This window comes from Chryseobacterium balustinum, from assembly GCF_900168205.1.
In the GTDB taxonomy this organism is placed as follows: Bacteria; Bacteroidota; Bacteroidia; order Flavobacteriales; family Weeksellaceae; genus Chryseobacterium; species Chryseobacterium balustinum.
The window spans coordinates 323,791-343,082 of sequence record NZ_FUZE01000002.1; the positions used below are offsets into that span (position 1 = coordinate 323,791).

General features: G+C 33.3%; 17 protein-coding genes. 11 read left to right on the forward strand and 6 right to left on the reverse strand.

The genetic code is table 11. The annotated features are described in order from the left end of the window. Positions 1–102 precede the first annotated feature (102 nt). Positions 103–2,232, forward strand: coding sequence for a S9 family peptidase (locus B5X64_RS05085; RefSeq protein WP_079464209.1), 2,130 nt, complete (start codon positions 103–105; stop codon positions 2,230–2,232). 53 nt (positions 2,233–2,285) lie between these two features. On the opposite strand, the gene B5X64_RS05090 is transcribed toward B5X64_RS05085, so the two are convergent. After that, on the reverse strand, positions 2,286–2,564 hold the full coding sequence (locus tag B5X64_RS05090) for a type II toxin-antitoxin system RelE/ParE family toxin (protein WP_079464210.1): 279 nt from the start codon (positions 2,562–2,564) through the stop codon (positions 2,286–2,288). Beyond that, on the reverse strand, positions 2,564–2,824 hold the full coding sequence (locus tag B5X64_RS05095) for a hypothetical protein (protein WP_079464211.1): 261 nt from the start codon (positions 2,822–2,824) through the stop codon (positions 2,564–2,566). Before B5X64_RS05095 ends, B5X64_RS05090 begins: the two co-directional genes overlap by 1 nt. Before the next feature lie 83 nt (positions 2,825–2,907). Here B5X64_RS05095 and B5X64_RS05100 point away from each other — a divergent pair, with 83 nt between their 5' ends. From B5X64_RS05100 to recG, 6 genes are all read left to right on the forward strand, one after another. Further along, positions 2,908–4,560, forward strand: a complete 1,653-nt coding sequence (locus tag B5X64_RS05100) for a peptide MFS transporter (protein WP_079464212.1) — start codon at positions 2,908–2,910, stop codon at positions 4,558–4,560. Positions 4,561–4,692: 132 nt separating this feature from the next. Next, positions 4,693–6,084, forward strand: a complete 1,392-nt coding sequence (locus tag B5X64_RS05105) for a peptide MFS transporter (RefSeq protein WP_079464213.1) — start codon at positions 4,693–4,695, stop codon at positions 6,082–6,084. A gap of 68 nt (positions 6,085–6,152) precedes the next feature. Continuing rightward, the gene (locus tag B5X64_RS05110; protein ID WP_079464214.1) at positions 6,153–7,151 is read left to right on the forward strand and encodes a PDDEXK nuclease domain-containing protein; all 999 of its coding nucleotides are present in this window, start codon (positions 6,153–6,155) and stop codon (positions 7,149–7,151) included. Positions 7,152–7,165: 14 nt separating this feature from the next. Then, positions 7,166–8,644: a peptide MFS transporter gene (locus B5X64_RS05115; RefSeq protein ID WP_079464215.1), complete on the forward strand. Its 1,479-nt coding sequence runs from the start codon at positions 7,166–7,168 to the stop codon at positions 8,642–8,644. 29 nt (positions 8,645–8,673) lie between these two features. Next, a complete protein-coding gene (locus B5X64_RS05120) occupies positions 8,674–9,207 on the forward strand; it encodes a thioredoxin family protein (RefSeq protein WP_079464216.1) in 534 nt (177 codons plus the stop codon). A gap of 81 nt (positions 9,208–9,288) precedes the next feature. Then, positions 9,289–11,424: an ATP-dependent DNA helicase RecG gene (gene recG, locus B5X64_RS05125; RefSeq protein WP_228418751.1), complete on the forward strand. Its 2,136-nt coding sequence runs from the start codon at positions 9,289–9,291 to the stop codon at positions 11,422–11,424. A 92-nt stretch (positions 11,425–11,516) separates the two neighbouring features. Here the strand turns inward: recG and B5X64_RS05130 are convergent, their stop codons facing one another. Both B5X64_RS05130 and dapA read right to left on the reverse strand, forming a co-directional pair. Next, positions 11,517–12,020: a GNAT family N-acetyltransferase gene (locus B5X64_RS05130; protein WP_079464218.1), complete on the reverse strand. Its 504-nt coding sequence runs from the start codon at positions 12,018–12,020 to the stop codon at positions 11,517–11,519. A gap of 276 nt (positions 12,021–12,296) precedes the next feature. After that, positions 12,297–13,169, reverse strand: a complete 873-nt coding sequence (dapA, locus tag B5X64_RS05135; protein ID WP_079464219.1) for a 4-hydroxy-tetrahydrodipicolinate synthase — start codon at positions 13,167–13,169, stop codon at positions 12,297–12,299. Positions 13,170–13,275: 106 nt separating this feature from the next. On the opposite strand from dapA, the gene B5X64_RS05140 reads away from it, so the two are divergent. Genes B5X64_RS05140 through recO form a run of 4 tightly spaced genes read left to right on the forward strand, consistent with a single transcriptional unit; the run spans position 13,276 to position 17,924 of the window. After that, complete coding sequence (locus B5X64_RS05140) at positions 13,276–14,031, forward strand: 5'-nucleotidase C-terminal domain-containing protein (RefSeq protein WP_079464220.1); 756 nt, start codon at positions 13,276–13,278, stop codon at positions 14,029–14,031. Beyond that, complete coding sequence (locus B5X64_RS05145; protein WP_079464221.1) at positions 14,031–14,981, forward strand: bifunctional metallophosphatase/5'-nucleotidase; 951 nt, start codon at positions 14,031–14,033, stop codon at positions 14,979–14,981. Before B5X64_RS05140 ends, B5X64_RS05145 begins: the two co-directional genes overlap by 1 nt. 7 nt (positions 14,982–14,988) lie before the next feature. After that, complete coding sequence (gene porZ, locus B5X64_RS05150) at positions 14,989–17,238, forward strand: type IX secretion system anionic LPS delivery protein PorZ (RefSeq protein WP_079464222.1); 2,250 nt, start codon at positions 14,989–14,991, stop codon at positions 17,236–17,238. Beyond that, positions 17,238–17,924, forward strand: coding sequence for a DNA repair protein RecO (gene recO, locus B5X64_RS05155; protein ID WP_079464223.1), 687 nt, complete (start codon positions 17,238–17,240; stop codon positions 17,922–17,924). The genes porZ and recO overlap by 1 nt, the downstream gene beginning before the upstream one ends. Position 17,925: 1 nt before the next feature. On the opposite strand, the gene B5X64_RS05160 is transcribed toward recO, so the two are convergent. After that, the gene (locus B5X64_RS05160; RefSeq protein WP_079464224.1) at positions 17,926–18,735 is read right to left on the reverse strand and encodes a glucose 1-dehydrogenase; all 810 of its coding nucleotides are present in this window, start codon (positions 18,733–18,735) and stop codon (positions 17,926–17,928) included. A 68-nt stretch (positions 18,736–18,803) separates the two neighbouring features. Then, positions 18,804–19,289 carry a GNAT family N-acetyltransferase gene (locus B5X64_RS05165; protein ID WP_079464225.1) on the reverse strand — a complete coding sequence of 162 codons (486 nt, stop codon included), beginning with the start codon at positions 19,287–19,289 and terminating at the stop codon, positions 18,804–18,806. Between the last annotated feature and the right edge of the window lie 3 nt (positions 19,290–19,292).

Here is a 19,292-nt window from a genome sequence, read left to right on the forward strand (position 1 = left end):
GATTATAAAATATATTCAATTCTTTTGCCAAAATACTATTACAAAAGCTTTTTCTTATCAGATTAATAAAATTATTATCTTTGAAATTCTTTAAATTAAGCAATGAAAAAATTCTTACTTACCCTTACTGTTATAGCAGCTTTTCAAAATGCTACGTCACAGGAAATCACTTTAGATAAAATATATTCAGGATACTACCGTGGCAAAGGCATTGCCGGAATTGCATCTATGAAAAACGGTGAAAATTATTTGGTCATCGAGCAAGGCGGAATTGCAAAATATTCTTACAAAACATCTCAGAAAGAAGGAAATCTGGTTGACGGAAATTTTGAGAGCTACGAATTTTCTGATGATGAATCTAAAATACTTTTATTAAAAGAAAGTCAGCCTATTTACAGACATTCCTTTTTAGGGGTTTATGATGTTAAAGATTTAAAATCTGGTAAAAATTTAAGTTTAAATGATGGAAAACCAGTTCAGGAACCAAGATTTTCTCCGGATGCTACCAAAATTTCTTTCATTGTTGATAATAATTTATTTTATCAGGATTTAAATTCAGGAAAAATTACTCAGATTACGGAACATGGAGTAAAAAATAAAGTTTTAAACGGTTTGGCAGACTGGGTGTATGAAGAAGAATTTGGGCATGCAAGATTATATGAATGGACTAAAAACTCTGCAGACATTTTATTTGTAAAATTGGTTGAGACCGATGTTCCAGAAATTTATATTCCGATGTATGGTAAATCGCTTTACCCGACTGAAATGCGTTATAAATATCCAAAAGCAGGAGAAAAGAATTCTGTTGCATCAGCTCATATTTATCATTTAGCAGACGGAAAAAAGACAAAAGTAAATCTTGATCAGTTTAAAAACTATTACATTCCAAACGTTATTCAGACCGCGAATGCAGATGAAATTGTTTTGATTACTTCACAAAGAACGCAAAATGCTTCTGATGTTTTAAAAGTAAATACTAAAACGGGTGAAGCTAAAAAATTGTTTACAGAAACTGATGACAAGTGGATTGATACAGACAATGTAACGTTGGAATTCCTTGAAGACAACAGTTTTCTTTGGGCTTCAGAAAGAGATGGTTTCCGTCATTTATATTGGTTTGACAAAGATGGCAAGCTGAAAAAACAAGTTACAAAAGGAAATTGGGAAGTGACAGAATATTACGGTTACAATCCAAAATCTCAGGAAATTTTCGTTCAGACTACAGAAAAAGGAAGCATCAATAAAGTAGTTTCTAAAATCAATATTCAAAACGGAAAATCGCAGCTAATTTCAAATGCAGAAGGAAACAATGCGGCAAACTTCAGCAAGAATTATAATTATTTCATCGAAACTTCTTCTACAGCGGCAAAACCTTACACTTTTACACTGAAAGACGGTAACGGAAAACAGCTGAAAGAACTTCAGAATAATGATGATCAGCTTAAAAAATTACAGGCAGATCAATTTGCAGTAAAAGAATTCATCACCATTCCAAACTCAGCAGGAGATCAGATGAACGCTTGGATTATTAAGCCTAAAAACTTTGATCCGAACAAAAAATATCCTTTATTTATGTACCAATATTCTGGTCCAGGTTCTCAACAGGTTTCCAATTCTTGGGACAACGGAAATGCACTTTGGTTTGAAATGTTGGCTCAAAAAGGATATATTATCGCTTGTGTAGACGGACGTGGAACTGGTTATAAAGGAGCAAAATTCAAAAAAGTAACGTATAAAAACTTAGGTAAATATGAAATTGAAGACCAAATTGTAGCAGCAAAATGGTTAGGAAATCAAAAATATATCGACAAAACAAGAATCGGAATCTTCGGATGGAGCTTCGGAGGATATATGGCAAGTTTGGCAATGACAAAAGGTGCCGATGTTTTCAAAGCAGGAATCGCTGTTGCACCGGTTACCAACTGGAGATATTATGATTCTGTTTACACCGAAAGATTTTTGTTAACTCCACAAGAAAACCCGGCTGGTTATGATGATAATTCGCCTACAACTTATGCTAATTTGTTGAAAGGTAAATTTTTATTAATCCACGGAACCGCCGATGACAACGTACATTTCCAAAATTCAATGGAGTTTTCTGAAGCTTTAATTCAGAACAAAAAACAGTTTGAATTCATGGCTTATCCTGATAAAAACCACGGAATTTATGGCGGACAAACAAGACCGCAATTATATCAGAAAATGACAGATTTTATTTTGGAAAATCTTTAATTAAACAAATAATTTAAGCAATAAAAAATCACTCAAGTTGAGTGATTTTTTATTTAATATTGGTGTGAGCTTTTGTTATCAATAATTGCAACAAGAAAAATTTTATTATTAATTTCCTGATAAATTAATGAATTATTTTTGTCTACTAAACATTTTCTGTAATTAAGAAGTAATGATTTAGGACAAATTTCTTTGTGATTTTGTAATCTTAAAATTAATTTATCAAATCTACTTTCAAAATTCTCAATTTCTCTTACAGACCAGTTTTCTAATAAATAATCTAAAACACGGAAATAATTTCGCAAAACTTCTTCTGACCAAACAACTTCCATTATTTTGATTTTTCTAAAAGATATTGTTTAATCTTTTGTTTGGCTTCTTCGTGAGAATATGTTTTTTCATTCTCAATATCATTAATTCCTTTTTCAATGGAGTCTTTTTGAAAATCTGTCAAATTATCTGCCCAATCTTTTTCAACGCTGGATTCTGAGTATTTTGATTTCAAAAAATCAATATAATCATTAACCTGTCCCAAAAATTCTTTAGGAAGCGATTTCAAATTTTTCTCTATTTCTTTAATGCTAATTTCCATCTCATTAAATTTTACTCAAAGTTAATAAAATTCAAATATTGTTTTTAAAATTTTATATTTGTGAAATTGTAAAAATCTTATACATGAAAACCAAACATCCTAAAGGGCTTCCCTATCTATTTTTCACAGAAATGTGGGAGCGTTTCGGCTATTATTTAATCCTCGGAATTTTCGTACTCTACATGATTGACAGCGAAAAAGGAGGATTAGCTTTTGATGATAAAAGCGCTGATGATATTTTCGGAACTTTTATCGCATTAACTTATTTAACGCCATTTTTAGGTGGATTTTTAGCCGACAGAGTTTTAGGATACATCAAAGCAATCTACATTGGTGGATTCTTGATGGGATTGGGTTATCTCGGGATTGGTTTCTTCAAAGAATTACCTTTATTTTATGCTTCTTTAGCTTTAATTATTATTGGAAACGGATTTTTTAAACCTAGTATTTCTACACTTCTAGGAAATTTATACAACGAAGAACCTTATAAAGCGAATAAAGATGCAGGATACAATATTTTCTACATGGGAATCAACATTGGAGCTTTTGTGTGTAATATTATTGCTGCTTTCATGCGTAACAAATACGGATGGGGACCGGCGTTTATGACAGCGGGAGTAGGAATGTTTGTAGGACTTTTGGTTTTTACCATTGGAAGACAGCATATTCTTCAGGCAAATGTTTTGAAACCTGCACAGGAAGGAGACACTAAAATTTCTGATGTTTTAGTAAAAGTTTTTTTACCTGCAGTAATTTTCGGACTTGTTGGTTGGTTTATTCCAAATAATATTTTTGGAAGTGACAGTACAGATGCATTTATTTTCGCTTGTATTCCGGTAATTTATTTCTATGTAATGCTTTATGTAAAGGCAAATGCAGAAGATAAAAAACCAATTGGAGCCTTGCTTGCAATTTTTGCGGTAAGCTTAATGTTCTGGGCCGTCTTCAAACAAAATGGAACCGCTTTAACACGTTGGGCGAATTACTATACCGAAAGAACAGTTCCTGCAACTATAGAAAAACCTTTAGAAGCCATTTATTTGGTTGATAAAAAAGATTACTTAGACAAAGAAGTTTCTGTCTATGATGATCAATATCAGGTAAAAAAAGACAAAAATGGCAAAGCTTTAAAAGAACAAGGAAAAGATATTTATTTCAGAAATATTTCTGCCGCAGATAAAGCAAAACTGGAAACTAATCCTTCACAAACAGTTAATCTTTACAACACAGAATTATTCCAGTCCATCAATCCGGGTTGGGTAATTTTACTAACACCCGTTGTCGTTGCATTCTTCATGATGCTTCGTAAAAAAGGGAAAGAACCAAGTACTCCTTCAAAAATTGTTTTAGGATTATTTATCTCCGCATTATCTTGTTTGGTAATGGTTGGAGCGGTTTATGCCGGACAAAACGGTCTAGTAAAAGTATCAGCTTTATGGCTGGTTGCTGCTTACGGAGTAATCACAGTGGGAGAACTTTGTCTCTCGCCGATGGGATTATCTTTGGTTTCAAAACTTTCACCACCAAGATTAACAGCTTTGATGATGGGTGGATTTTTCCTTTCAACATCAATCGGAAACAAACTTTCCGGAGTTTTAGCGAGCTTCTGGTACGATTATGACAATAAAGCTAATTTCTTCATCGTCAATTTTGGTTTATTGCTTCTAGCTACATTACTTGGGCTTTCCATATTAAAAAGACTTAATAAAATCATGAAAGAAAAGGGAGTAAATTAACCTTCTGAAATTCGAAATAAATAGCCGTAGATGATTCTGCGGCTTTTTTATTTTAAAAATAAAATTAAAACCTTGCCAAAAACTCAAAAAAAACTATATTTGTGGGTCTTAACAGAAATTTAACAATCAAATATGGATACAGTACAGAAGAAAGGACATCCCAAGGGTTTGTACCTATTGTTCTTCACCGAGATGTGGGAGCGTTTTTCTTATTATGGAATGCGTGCAATTTTGATCCTTTATTTAACTAAGAAATTAATTGAAGGAGGATTAGGAATGGATGAGCAGAATGCCACACTTTTATATGGATATTTTACAGGGCTTGTTTATTTTACACCATTAATCGGAGGTTGGCTTGCTGATAAATTTTTAGGAAAACGTCTAGCAATTACAATCGGTGGTATCACCATGATGCTTGGTCAGTTTGTTTTATTCGGAATGAATACTACAACAGGGCTTTACATCGGTTTAGCTTTACTAATCATAGGAAATGGTTTCTTTAAGCCTAATATTTCCACTTTAGTTGGGGGGTTATATCCAGATGGTGACGACAGAAGAGATTCTGCATTCTCTATCTTTTACATGGGAATTAACTTAGGAGCTTTAATTGCACCTTTTATTATCGGTTATTTTACAGATAACCTTTTTGCAACCACCAATGCAGACGGATCTATCGCTTACGGTTACAGATATGGTTTCTTGGCTGCCGGAGTCGGAATGTTCTTAGGACAGATTGTATTTAATACTTTTGCACAAAAATACTTGGGAGATTTGGGTTCTAAACCTGTTAAAAACTCTTCTACAGATGAAAAATCAACAGAAGCAAGTTCAATTAACCCTGTTACAGGAAAACCATTAACTAAACCTGAAGAAGGGCAAAGAATTACAGTAATCTTTATTTTATTCTTATTTGCAGTATTCTTTTGGGCTGGTTTCGAACAGGCTGGATCGTCTTTATCTTTATATACAGATAAATTTATCAACAGAAATGTTTTCGGATTTGAAATTCCTACATCATGGTTTCAGTCGGTTAACCCTATCTTCATTGTAACTTTAGCACCATTATTTGCAATATTCTGGAGTTCTAAATTAGGTAAAAAACTTTCTACCCCTGTAAAAATGGGTGTTGGTATGATTATCTTAGGAATTGGTTTCTGGTTTATGCTTGGAGCAGTTGCAGAAAGAAATTCAAACGGAGACATTGCTGACATCGCAAACAAAGCGGGAATTATGTGGCTGATTATGACTTACTTACTACATACGATTGGTGAACTTTGCCTTTCACCTGTAGGTTTATCTGTAGTAACTAAATTATCTCCACCTAAATTAGCTTCAATCTTAATGGCAGTTTGGATGTTGTCTTCTTCAATTGCCAACTTCATCGGAGGCTTCTTAGCATCCATTGTAGAAACTTTAGGAGCAGGACAAGTATTCACTTACATTTCAGGATTTGTAATTGTTTGTGGAGTATTGCTTCTTTTACTAAGCAAGTACATCAGCAAAATGATGCACGGCGTAAAATAAAAAGTATTTTCATCAAAATAATATTTAAACCTCTGATTTTTTCAGAGGTTTTTTTTTACATTCGTATAATGGAAGTTTCTGAAGATTCTTTGTTTCAATCCATAAAGGAAATTATTAATCACTCGCGCGAAAAAGTTTTTCGTATTGCGAATTCTACTCTATTATTAACGTATTGGCAAATCGGACAATTAATTGTTGAAGACGAGCAAAAAGGAAAAGAAAGAGCAGAATACGGAAAATATACTTTAAAAAAGCTTTCAAAAAAACTTACTTTAGAATTTGGGAAAGGTTTTGATGAAAGCAATTTGAGAAATATGCGCTCTTTTTACAATATATTTCCAATTCGTGACGCAGTGCGTCACGAATTGAGCTGGACTCATTACAGATTGCTTTTAAGACAAGAAAATAATCAAAAAAGAATATATTATCTCAATGAATCTATTCAAAATAACTGGAGCTCAAGAGATCTGAAAAGGCAAATCAATTCTCTTGCTTACGAAAGAGTTTTACAGCATAAAAAATCCTCACACGAAACCATTCATAGTGTTTTAAAAGATCCCTATATTTTTGAATTTTTAGGAATAAAATCTGATGAAAAAATTTCAGAAAAAGAAATTGAAACCGGAATTATCGACCATATTCAAAAATTTCTTTTAGAATTTGGGAAAGGCTTTGCTTTTGTAGCAAGACAGCAACATATTTCCACAGACACTTCAGATTTTTACATAGACTTAGTCTTTTACAATTATATTTTAAAATGCTTCGTCATTATTGATTTAAAAACGGGGGAACTTTCACATCAAGATATTGGACAAATCGATATGTACGTAAGAATGTATGATGATCTGAAACGAGGCGATGACGACAACCCTACAATAGGAATTCTTTTATGTTCTGAAAAAGATGAAACCATCGTAAAATATTCTGTTTTAAATGATAAAAACAATCTATTCGCAAGCAAGTATTTATTATACCTTCCGAGAGAAGAAGAATTAAAACAAATTATTGATCAAGACAGAATTCGTTTTGAGCTTGATCAGGAAGATAAAAATCAAACTAAAATATAATTACATATAAAATTATGAGCCAAACTTTAGAAGAAATACAAAATTTCAAAGGAAAATACCCAAAACAATTATGGACACTTTTTACCGTCGAGATGTGGGAAAGATTCTGTTTTTACGGAATGAGAGGTGTTCTTACTTTTTTTATGGTAGATCAACTTTTATTAAAAGATGATGTAGCCAATCTTCAATATGGTGCAATCCAGGCTTTTGTATATGCTTTCACTTTCATAGGTGGTATTTTTGCAGATAAAATTTTAGGATTCAAAAAATCTTTGTTCTTCGGAGGTATTGTCATGATTTTAGGTAATTTATTAATTGCTTTTTCTCCAAAAGATTTATTTTATTACGGAATTGCATTCTCCATTATCGGAACAGGATTCTTCAAACCCAATGTTTCATCCATGGTTGGAGAATTGTATGATGAAAAAGATCCAAGAAGAGACGCAGGGTACGGAATGTTTTACGCAGGAATTAATATTGGTGGACTTTTAGGAGGAGCTCTTTGTATCTATTTAGGAAAATATCATTCTTGGACTTTATGTTTTCTTGCGGCAGCTATAGTAATGGTTATCGGTTTACTTACTTTTCTTTTCACCAAGAAAAACTTAGGACCAATTGGTAATTCTCCATTAATAAATATGGAACCGGGAAAACGAAAAATAAGAGAAATCGGCGTTTATGTGCTTTCTATATTAAGTATTCCTTTGATTTTCATTATGGTAAAAAATACTCATTACACAGACTATTTCATGTATACCATTGGAGTTATCGCTGTAGGATATTTCATTTACGAATTGGTGAGATTAAAGATCTCTGGCCTTCAGAAAAAGTTGATTGCTGCATTTGCTTTTATATTTTTCTATTTCTTATTCAATGCGATATATGAACAGAGTGGTGGCTCATTATCTCTGTTTGCAAAAGACAATTTAGATCACAATTTATTAGGTTTTAATATGGATCCTAATGTGGTTAACAACAGTTCAAATACTCTTTTTGTTATTATTTTAAGTCCAATTATTGGTCTACTTTGGCTTTGGTTGGCAAAGAAAAAACTAGAACCAAATACATTAATTAAGTTCGGAATCGGATTTTTATTCCTTTCTGCTTCATTTTATATATTTTATTACACCAAATTTTTTGCTAATGTAGAGGGAATTACTTCACTGAATGTCTTTGCATTCGCTTATCTGATTACAACCATCGGAGAGCTTTGTTTAGGCCCAATCGGAATGTCGATTATTACCAAATTATCTCCAAAAAGATTATTCGGAATGATGATGGGGCTTTGGTTTTTGGCAAGTGCTTTCGGTCAGTTAGCGGCAGGAAAACTGGGTGCTGAAATTTCAAAATCAAATACAGGAAATGATTTAGTATCTAAGTTACAGTCTTATACAGACGGTTATTACCAGCTTGCTATTTATGCATTAATTGCCGGTGTGGTACTGATTTTGATATCACCATTCATTAAAAAGCTTATGCAAGAGGTAAAATAGAGCTTGCTTTTTCATTTAAACATCAAATCATGAAAAAAATATCCACCCTACTTTTTCTTTTCATTATCAGCTTCAGTTTTGCGCAGGTAAAATGGATGACGATTGAAGAAGCATTAAATGCACAGAAAACGCAACCTAAGAAAATTCTCATCGACTTTTATGCAGATTGGTGTGGACCATGCAAAATCATGGATAAAAAAACCTATGGAAATCCCATAATTTATGAGTCTTTAAATGAAAATTATTATCCCGTAAAATTTAATGCTGAAGACAAACAAACGATAGAAATCTTCGGAAGAAAATTTTCTAATGAAAATACTTCTCATAAGAAAGGAAGAAATTCATTGCATGAATTCACTCAATACATGAATGTAAATGCAGTACCAAGTACGGTTTTTCTTGATGACAAAGGAAATCCGATCACGATGTTACAGGGCGAATTATCCGCCAAAGAATTAGAACCTTATCTTGATTTTATATCAAATGATCTATACAAAAAAGTAAAAACCAAACAAGACTGGGAAGATTATCAGAAAAAATTTAGATCTAAAATAAAAGAATAATCGTTTTAAAACATATAATTAAGGCTTCCATTTTTTTGGAAGTCTTTTTTATTTTACCGAAATTCGAGCTTTTATTTTTTCATTCAAAAACAAAGAAAAAAGACTCGAAACCGACATCTCGAAACCCTGAAAATGACTTTAGAAACTTCCATAGAATATGTAAAAGGAATTGGTACTGAACGAGCCAAACTCATTAAAAATGTGTTGGCCGTTTCTACGGTGGAAGATCTTCTCAACTTCTACCCTATTCGCTATATTGATAAAAATAAAGTTTACAAAGTAAACGGACTTCAGGAAAGCAATATTGAAATTCAGCTAAAAGGAAAAATTTCCAATGTACAGGAAATTCTTACCGGAAAAGTAAAAAGACTGACCGCAAAATTCAATGACGATACCGGAAGCATGGATTTGGTTTGGTTTCAGTATTCAAAATGGCTGAAAGAGCAACTTCCTGTAAACCGTGAAGTTTTTATTTTTGGGAAAATAAATGCGTTCAACAATCAGTTTTCGATGCCACATCCGGAAATAGAACTGGATGAAAACAAAGAAAAAGACAATAGACTAAGACCCATTTATCCAAGTTCTGAAAAACTGACGAAAAGAGGTTTAAACCAAAAATTCTTTCAGGTAATTCTGAGAAATATCTGCAAAGAAATCCCTAGTCTTATTCAGGAAAACCTTCCGGAATCTATAATGAGCTCGATGAAATTTTTATCGAGGCAACAGACTTTTTTAAACATTCATTTTCCAAAAAATTTAGAGTATTTTGAAAAGGCGAATCAACGTTTAAAGTTTGAAGAATCATTTTTCTTTCAGCTAGGATATGCTTTAAAAAAGCTTCATCATAAAACACAATCTGTAGGAAATCCGTTTCCGATTGTTGGGGATCATTTTACCGGTTTTTATGAAAATCATCTTCCTTTTGAACTTACAGGAGCTCAAAAAAGAGTTTTAAAGGAAATCCGAATGGATATGAAAAAGCCAATTCAGATGAACAGACTTTTGCAGGGCGATGTAGGTTCAGGAAAAACGATGGTCGCTTTATTAACGATGTTGATTGCTTTAGACAATGGTTTTCAAAGCTGTTTGATGGCTCCCACAGAAATTCTTGCCCAACAACATTACAACGGAATTAAAGATTTACTGAAAGACACAGAAATTAAAGTCAGTCTTTTGACAGGTTCGGTAAAAGCTTCCGCAAGAAAAATCATTCACGAAGAACTCGAAAATGGTGAACTTTCTATTTTGGTAGGAACTCATGCTGTTTTGGAAGATAAGGTGAAATTTAAAAATCTTGGTTTGGCAATTATCGATGAGCAACATCGATTTGGGGTCGCTCAAAGAGCCAAACTGTGGGCAAAAAATAAAATTCCGCCTCATATTTTGGTGATGACCGCAACTCCGATTCCAAGAACTTTGGCAATGAGCTTTTATTCGGATCTCGACGTTTCAGTGATTGATGAAATGCCAGTGGGAAGAAAAGCAATTATTACTGCTCATCGAAGAGAAAAAGACAGAACTTATGTTTATCATTTCTGTCACGAAGAAATCCGAAAAGGCAGACAAATTTACTTTGTTTATCCGTTGATTGAAGAATCTGAAACTTTAGATTATAAAAATCTGATGGAAGGTTTGGATCATATTATGGATAACTTTTCGAATTATGAGGTAACGATGCTTCACGGGAAAATGAAACCCGATGAGAAAGATGCCGCAATGAATTATTTTGCTTCGGGAAAATCACAAATCATGGTCGCAACAACCGTAATTGAAGTCGGTGTAAATGTTCCGAATGCTTCGGTTATGGTGATTGAAAGTGCTGAAAGATTTGGCCTTTCACAGCTTCACCAGCTTCGTGGAAGAGTTGGAAGAGGAGCCGAACAGAGCTATTGTATTTTGATGACTTCCGATAAAATGTCTGCCGAAAGCCGAACAAGGATCAGAACGATGACCGAAACCAATGATGGTTTTAAAATTTCTGAAGTCGATATGCAATTACGGGGTCCCGGTGATATTTTGGGAACTCAACAAAGCGGTGTTGTTGATTTTAAAAGACTCGATTTGGTCAACGATGCGCCCATCATTAAAACCACAAAAAAAATGGTCGACAAAATCTTAGAAACAGATCCACATTTATCAGGAACCGATCATCAAATTATTAAAAATTATTATATCCAAAATTATAAAGGGAAAAATAAGTGGAGTAAGATTTCTTAGAATTAAAAAAATTCAAATAAGATTGCCTTGTCATTACGAAGAAAGGAAAACGAACGACATAGCAATCTCATCCAAATCAATAGATTGCTGCGTTATTTTGCAATGACAAATTCCATCAAATAATCATCCATCACATATCCATTTCCAATATCAAAAACGCCTTCATCATACACTTTATAGCCTTGAGATTCGTAGAATTTTTTCGCTGAATTATGCTTATTGACGTTCAGAATAATTCTGTTGTCGCCGCTTTCTAAAGTTTTTTCATTCAAAAACTCAAGCGTTTTTTTACCTAATCCTTTTCCTTTACTTTCAGGAACCAGGTAAATACGGTGAAGCTTGGTTGTGTTGTCTTCGTAATGATTTTCAAAACCAATAAATCCGTCATATTCATTTGAATTTTCATCAAAAACGAGATAATAATGATAATTTGGGCTTTTCAAATGTGCCGAAATTTCGGATTGAGAATACATTGTATCTAACATATATTGCATCTGCTCAATAGATAAAATTTCTGCATAGGCATTTTCCCAAGACCTTTTGGCTAAATCCTGAATTAAAGGGATATTTTCTTCTGTTGCTTTGATTATTTTCATGCTTTATAAATTAAAAAAAATCGTTTAACACATTAGAACACTTAAGTTTTTCAGTTCATTACTTTGAAAATATTAAGAACACGTAAGACGAAAATCAAAGATTTTCAAAGACTAATTTGTTCTTTTCAACATTCGACTCACTCACTTAAAGAAACTAATGTGTTTAAAAAAATTATAGTTAAATACTAAGATTAAAAAAGTGAAAAGCATTATACTTTTCACTTTAAATATTTATAGTTTAAGAATTCACAATTGATTTTTTGACAATTCACCTTCTTAAATTTTCGCCATTTCAGCTTTTATTTTCGCATAAAGCCCTTCTGAAGCAGCAACCAATGGAAGTCTCAAATAATTTTTGATTAATCCTTTTTCTGCCAAAACAACTTTAATTCCACAAGGATTTCCTTCTGCAAAAATAAGTCTTGTAATGTCAACCAACTTATTATGAATTTCGTACGCTTCTTTTACTTTTCCTTCAAAAGCAAGTTGAACCATTGTAGAAAATTCTTTCGGATACCCTTGTCCGATTACAGAAATCACACCGTTTCCACCTGCTAAAGTTACAGGAAGTGTGTATTCATCATCTCCAGAAACTAAGTTGAATCCTTCAGGTTTTTTTCTCAAAATATCAAAATACTGAAGAATATTTGGTGCAGCTTCTTTAATTAAGAATAAATTCGGGAATTCATTTGCCAAACGCAAAGTAGTTTCTGCTTCTACATTTTGTCCGGTTCTTGAAGGAACGTTATAAATGATAATATTCTTTCCGGTAGAAGCCAACATTTTATAATGTTGATAAAGCCCTTCCTGATTAGGTTTGTTATAATAAGGAGATACCGATAAAACAGCCGTAAAATCTGACAAATCAGTTTCTTCGATTTGCTGTTTGACTTCAAGAGTATTGTTTCCGCCAATTCCTAAAACCAAAGGAAGACGTTTATTATTCACCTTAATGATGTGTTCAACTACCTGTTTCTTCTCGTCTGAAGAAAGTGTAGCAGCTTCCGCTGTAGTTCCTAATACTACTAAATAGTTGGTTCCGTTTTCGATATTAAACTCAACAAGTTTTGTCAAACTTTCGAAATCTACGGATAAATCTTCATTAAAGGGTGTTACCAAAGCAACACCTACTCCTTTTAAAATGCTCATCTGTTCGAATTATTTTCCCCAAATTTAATAATTTCATACAAGAATTTACAATATTTAATCTTATTTTATTATACATATAATTATATTTGCATATACTAAAGATATTATGCAAAATAAATTCTTATTGCTAGGAATTGCCTTGTTATCACTCACAGCCTGTAAAACGACATCGTTGCAGGTTGCCAATGTGCAGACACAGAAAAACATTTCTATTAATAAAGAGCTGAAGGACGATGAAGGTTTTGCGAAATTTATCGAGCCTTACACTCTGAAACTCAATAAAGAGATGAATCAAAAAATCTCTTACACCAATGTAGACCTTACAAAAGAAGGTGACAACAGCAATCTGGGAAATCTTTTAGCAGATTATACCTTTGACGGAGCCGATGTTTGGGTAAAAGCGAATCTCAATAAAAACGTAGATGCTGCCTTAATCAATATCGGTGGAATCCGTACTACGATTGGGAAAGGAGATATTCTTCTAAAAAATGTTTTCGAAGTTATGCCTTTTGAAAATGAAGTGATCATTGTAAAAATGAAAGGTTCAGATGTACAGGGCTTGTTTGATTACTATGCAAAAACTCAGGTAAATAATCCGGTTTCTCATTTATACATAGAAACCAATAACGGACAATTGACCAAAACTTTAATTAACGGGAAAGTGGTGAATCCAACTCAGGATTATTATATTGCAACGTCTGATTATCTGGCTTTGGGAGGTGATAATATGAAATTTTTCAGTAAAGGAGAATCGATTCCTACAGGAATTAAATTGAGAGATTTATTTATCGATTATTTTAAGAAAAATGCAGAAATCAATCCGAAGGAAGATATCCGTTTAAATTTTATTGGGAAGAAATAATGAATAGAAAGAGTTTTTTAAAAACAATAGGTGGCGGAACTTTAGCAATGTCTTTAGCTCCCAATTTGATGATGGCGGAAGAATTGAGTTTAAATTCTTTCAAATCTGCCCACAAATTAACGATTCTTCATACCAACGATCAACACAGCAGAATAGAACCTTTTGACGAAAGCTATACTAAAAATCCTAATCAGGGTGGTTTTGCGAGAAGAGCAAGTTTAATACAGAAAATCAGAAGCGAAGAAAGCAATCTTTTATTGCTGGATTCTGGAGATATTTTTCAGGGAACACCTTATTTTAATTTTTTTGGTGGCGAGCTGGAGTTTAAACTAATGTCAATGATGAAGTATGATGCTTCAACGATGGGAAATCATGATTTCGATAATGGTTTAGATGGATTTTTAAAGGTTTTGCCTAATGCAGAGTTTCCTTTTATCTGTTCGAATTATGATTTTAAAAATACAATTCTCGACGGAAAAACTTCGCAGTATAAAATATTCAACAAAAACGGCATCAAAGTCGGAATTTTTGGAGTAGGAATTCAGCTTGAAGGTTTAGTAGGCAAGAAGCAATACGGAGAAACGATATGGTCTGACCCTATTGATGTGGCGCAACATTATTCTAATTTTCTGAAAAATGAGAAAAAGTGTGACCTTGTGATTTGCCTTTCTCACATCGGATATGATTACAAAGATGAACCTGAAAAAATAAGTGATAAAATTTTAGCTTCCAAAACAGAAAATATTGACCTAATTTTGGGAGGTCACACGCATACTTTTTTACCGGAACCTCAAACCTTTAAAAATAGACAAGGGAAAAACGTTTTGGTAAACCAGGTAGGTTGGGCAGGTCTTCTTTTAGGCAGAATAGACTTCTTTTTTGATTCAAATAAAAATGTAAAACAGATTTCTTGGAACAACCAGGCAATCGACAGCAGTATAACAGTATAAGTATAATATGAAAAAAATCTCATTACTTTCTTTTGGTATTTTCGCAGCGTTGCAGTTTGTAAATGCGCAGAATATTTCTTCAAAAAAATGGGCAGACTTGTTTTCTTACAACAATGTTCTGGCGATGAAAGAAGATAACGGAAAAATCGTTGCCGCCACAGAAAACGGGATTTTTTATTATACAATTTCTTCAGGAGAAATCACTAAGCTGTCAAAAGCCAATGGTCTTCATGATGTAAAAATTTCTGCTTTTGATTACAATCCACAAACCAAGATTGGTCTGGTAGGGTATCAAAACGGAGCATTAGACATTATTACTCCACAAGGGGTAACGTATGTAGTAGATATTCCTATTGCAACAGGTTATAATGGAAGCAAAAAAATTAATCACATTTCTATTACCGGAGATAAAGCGGTAGTTTCTGTAGGATATGGAGTTTCTATTTTTGATTTAAAAAAGAAAGAATTTGCTGATTCTGCATTCTTTATTAACGGAGGTGTTTTTCAAGCCAGTAATGAAGCGACCATTTTAGGAAATAAAGTTTTTGCAGCAACCAATACAGGATTGAAAACCCATGAAATGAATACCACTTTTCCTGTGTTTACAACCTGGGCAACAGAAATGCCCGGAAACTTCACCAATATTGATTCTGAATCAGTTTTAGCGTTTTCATCTGCCACTGCGACATATATTTACAATAACGGAATATCAACTCCTCTCACTCAAGCTTTTGGAGGAATTAATGACGTGGTTGTTAATTCAAACAATATCATCATTACAGATGGTAGCAGAATTTATACTTACAACACCAATGGAAATTTCGGAGGAACTACAAGTGTAGGAGAAAGCTGCAATACGGCCACAACAATTGGCTCTAAAGTATATGGTGGGACTAAACTTTCTGGAGTTAAAACCGATGATAATATAGCCTACAAACCAGATGGCCCTTATTTCAATGATTCTTACAAAATAAGATTATTTAATGATAATCAACTTTTAGTTTCTACAGGAATTAGAGCAAACGGATATAATGAACCACAAATTAATCCCAAAAATCCTGGATTCTATTATTTTACAGGAACAGAATGGATTTATTCTTCTTATTTTGTTGGAAGCCCTACAGTTTTTAATATAATAGACGCTTTTCCTGATCCTGCCAATTCTGGAGAGATATTTTTTTCAAATTATAATTTTAATCCTGGCTACGGTATCTATAAAATGAAATATAATTCAAGTTCTAAAGATTTAGAATTTGTAAAACGTTATGACTTAGCTGCAGAAAATCAATTTGTTCGTAGACCTGTAGGTTTTACTTCTGATGATCAAAATAATATTTTTGCAACTATTGGTTATTCAGGTCCTACGGCTGCATTAGCGCATTATGACAGAGCAACAGACAATTTTTTATTAAAAGATTTAAATGTCAGTGCTGGAATTCAGTATCCTGTTTTTAGTAATGATTTACTGTGGATTCCTATACCGAGAACTGTCAATTTCTTAGTCTATGATACAAAAAAGACAGCAAGTCTTTCCGATGATACACAATATTATCTAGATCAATCAAACGGCTTTCCGGCAAATACAATTTCTTTTGCTATGGATAAATCAGGAGATGCATGGGTTGGAACTGAAGGAGGATTAAGAGTTTTGCCTAATGCAGCAGCCGAAATAAAAAACGATCCCAAATTCGAACCAATTGTAATTGAACAGGGTGGACTGGCTGAAGAACTTTTCAGAGATGCTACAATTTTACATATTGAAGTAGATGGAGGAAACCAAAAATGGGTATCTGTAGAAGAAGGAGGAGTTTATTATCTATCTGCATCGGGAGAACAAACGATTAAACACTTTACAAAAGACAACTCTCCACTTCCTACAAATACCGTTACAGATATTAAAATTGATAAAAAGACTGGTAAAGTTTATTTTGTAACCTTTGACGGAATTGTTACTTACCAAGGCGATGTTGCAGATGTAACTAAAGACTTTGGAAATGTTTTGGTTTATCCGAATCCTGTGGTTTATTCCCAGTTTAAAGGCAATGTAACTATCAAAGGCTTGGCCGAAAAAACAAACATCAGAATTACCGATGCAGCCGGAAACCTTGTACATTCTGCCATTGCAAGAACAGGATATTACGAATGGAATCTTAATAACCAGAAGGGTAAAAGAGTGGCTTCCGGAATTTATTTTGTCCTGATGACCAACGAAGACGGTTCAGATAAAGCTACAGCAAAAATAGCGGTAGTCAATTAATGATTTCACAAAACGGGTTTTTACTTTCATACATAAAATATGGAGAAAACGATGCAGTTCTCCATTGTTTCACCGAAGAAGACGGTTTTCAAACCTATTTTCTGAAAGGAATTTATAGCAAAACAAATAAGAAAAAGGCATTTTTGCTTCCTTTAAATAAGCTTAATTTTTCTGTTAATTCAGGAAAAAGCAATGGAATTCAAACGGTTTCAAAATTAGAAATCGTAGAAGCAAATGATGTTTATACAGACATCAAAGCCAATACGGTTATATTTTTTATTGCCGATTTTTTGAATCAGATTTTAAGAAACGAAAATAAAAACCCGAATATCTTTCATATCATTGATGAATTTATCTTTGAGCTTGGTCGACAAAACTACCGTTGTCATCTTATTCTTTTGGTTAAAGTTTTAAAAATTCAAGGAGTTGCCCCTCTTTTAGCCGAAGGAAATTATCTTGACCCCGAAACAGGAACATTTTCCAATATAGGAGCCCATCACCTATTCGATAATGAAAATTCTCTGCTGTGGAAATTAATTTTATCTTCCCAAAATCCTTACGAAATAAAGATTCCGCAGGTGATGAGAAAATCCTTTCTAGATAGTTTGCTGGTTTATTATCATTATCACATTACCGATTTTAAAACACCCAATTCACTCGAAGTTATTCAGCAGATTTTCGAATAAATTACCCGCCATTTGAAAAACTCTCCAGACTGGTCATTCCGCCATCGATGAAAATACTCGTTCCGGAAATATAATCAGCCAAATCACTCGCCAAAAAAGCAGCCAGATTTCCAACATCTTCAGGTTGGCCAATTCTGTTATATGGAATTAGCTTCATTAAATCATTTAATGCTTCAGGAGTTTCCCATGCATCTTTATTGATTGGCGTTTGAATAGCTCCAGGACAAATAGAATTAACTCTAATTTTATCTGCTCCGTGTTCCTGAGCCAAAGTCTGCATCAACATTTTTATAGCTCCTTTGCTTGCTGCATAATTCGCATGACCCGCCCAGGGAATAATTTCGTGAACCGAACTGATATGAATAATTTTTCCACAGGCAACAGAACGAGTTTTGTCTATTCCGCGGCGTAGAAATTCTTTAACGGCTTCTCTGGAACACAAAAAATGACCACGAAGATTCACGCCCATTACCGTATCCCATTCTTCCAAAGTCATATCGATAAATTTGGCATCTTTTTGAATTCCGGCGTTATTAACCAGAATATCAACGGTTCCGTATTCTGAAATTACGTCTGAAAACATTTTTACCACCTGATCTTCTTTAGAAACATCGCATTGATAAATCATTCCGTCGCCGCCGTTTTTCTGAATTTCGTTTAAAACTTTTTGGGCTTCATCTTTAGATTTTTCTGATGAATGATTGATGATTATTGTGGCTCCGGCTGAAGCGATAGATTTTGCAATTCCGGTTCCAATTCCGCTTGACGCACCGGTGATGATGGCAACCTGATTTCTTAATGAAACTTCCATATTTTAATTTTAATGATGTTTAAAACCAATTGAAAGTATCACGCCAAACTGACTGTTTAATTTTTAAATTAATCTAAATTTTTAGACATCACAAATTGCGGTCCGCTTCTTCCATCTATTTTTTTGCCATCATAAATATATCCTGCTTTCAAATAAATCTGAAAAGCCAAATCATTTCTTTCATTAACTGACAAGACAATTTCATTGCAATCTTTAAAATGTTCTTTAATAAAATCATCAAGCACAATCATCACAGATTTACCGATTCCTTTTCCCTGAAATTCAGGATTTATAGACAACGAACGAAGTAAAACAGAATTTTGATTATCTGTTAATTCTAACTTATCATTCCCAAAATCTAAAACACAAAACCCCGCAACTTGTTCGTCAAAAAAAATAGTAATCGGATATGCGAAAAAATCATCATTTTGATTTCTTGCTTCAATTCTTTCTAAAGCCTGATTCGGCAAAGCTGAAAACTGTGCTTGTATTTCATCAAGCACATAATTTAATTCAGATAAATCTTTCGTTTTAAAAAACTGTAAATCAACCATAAC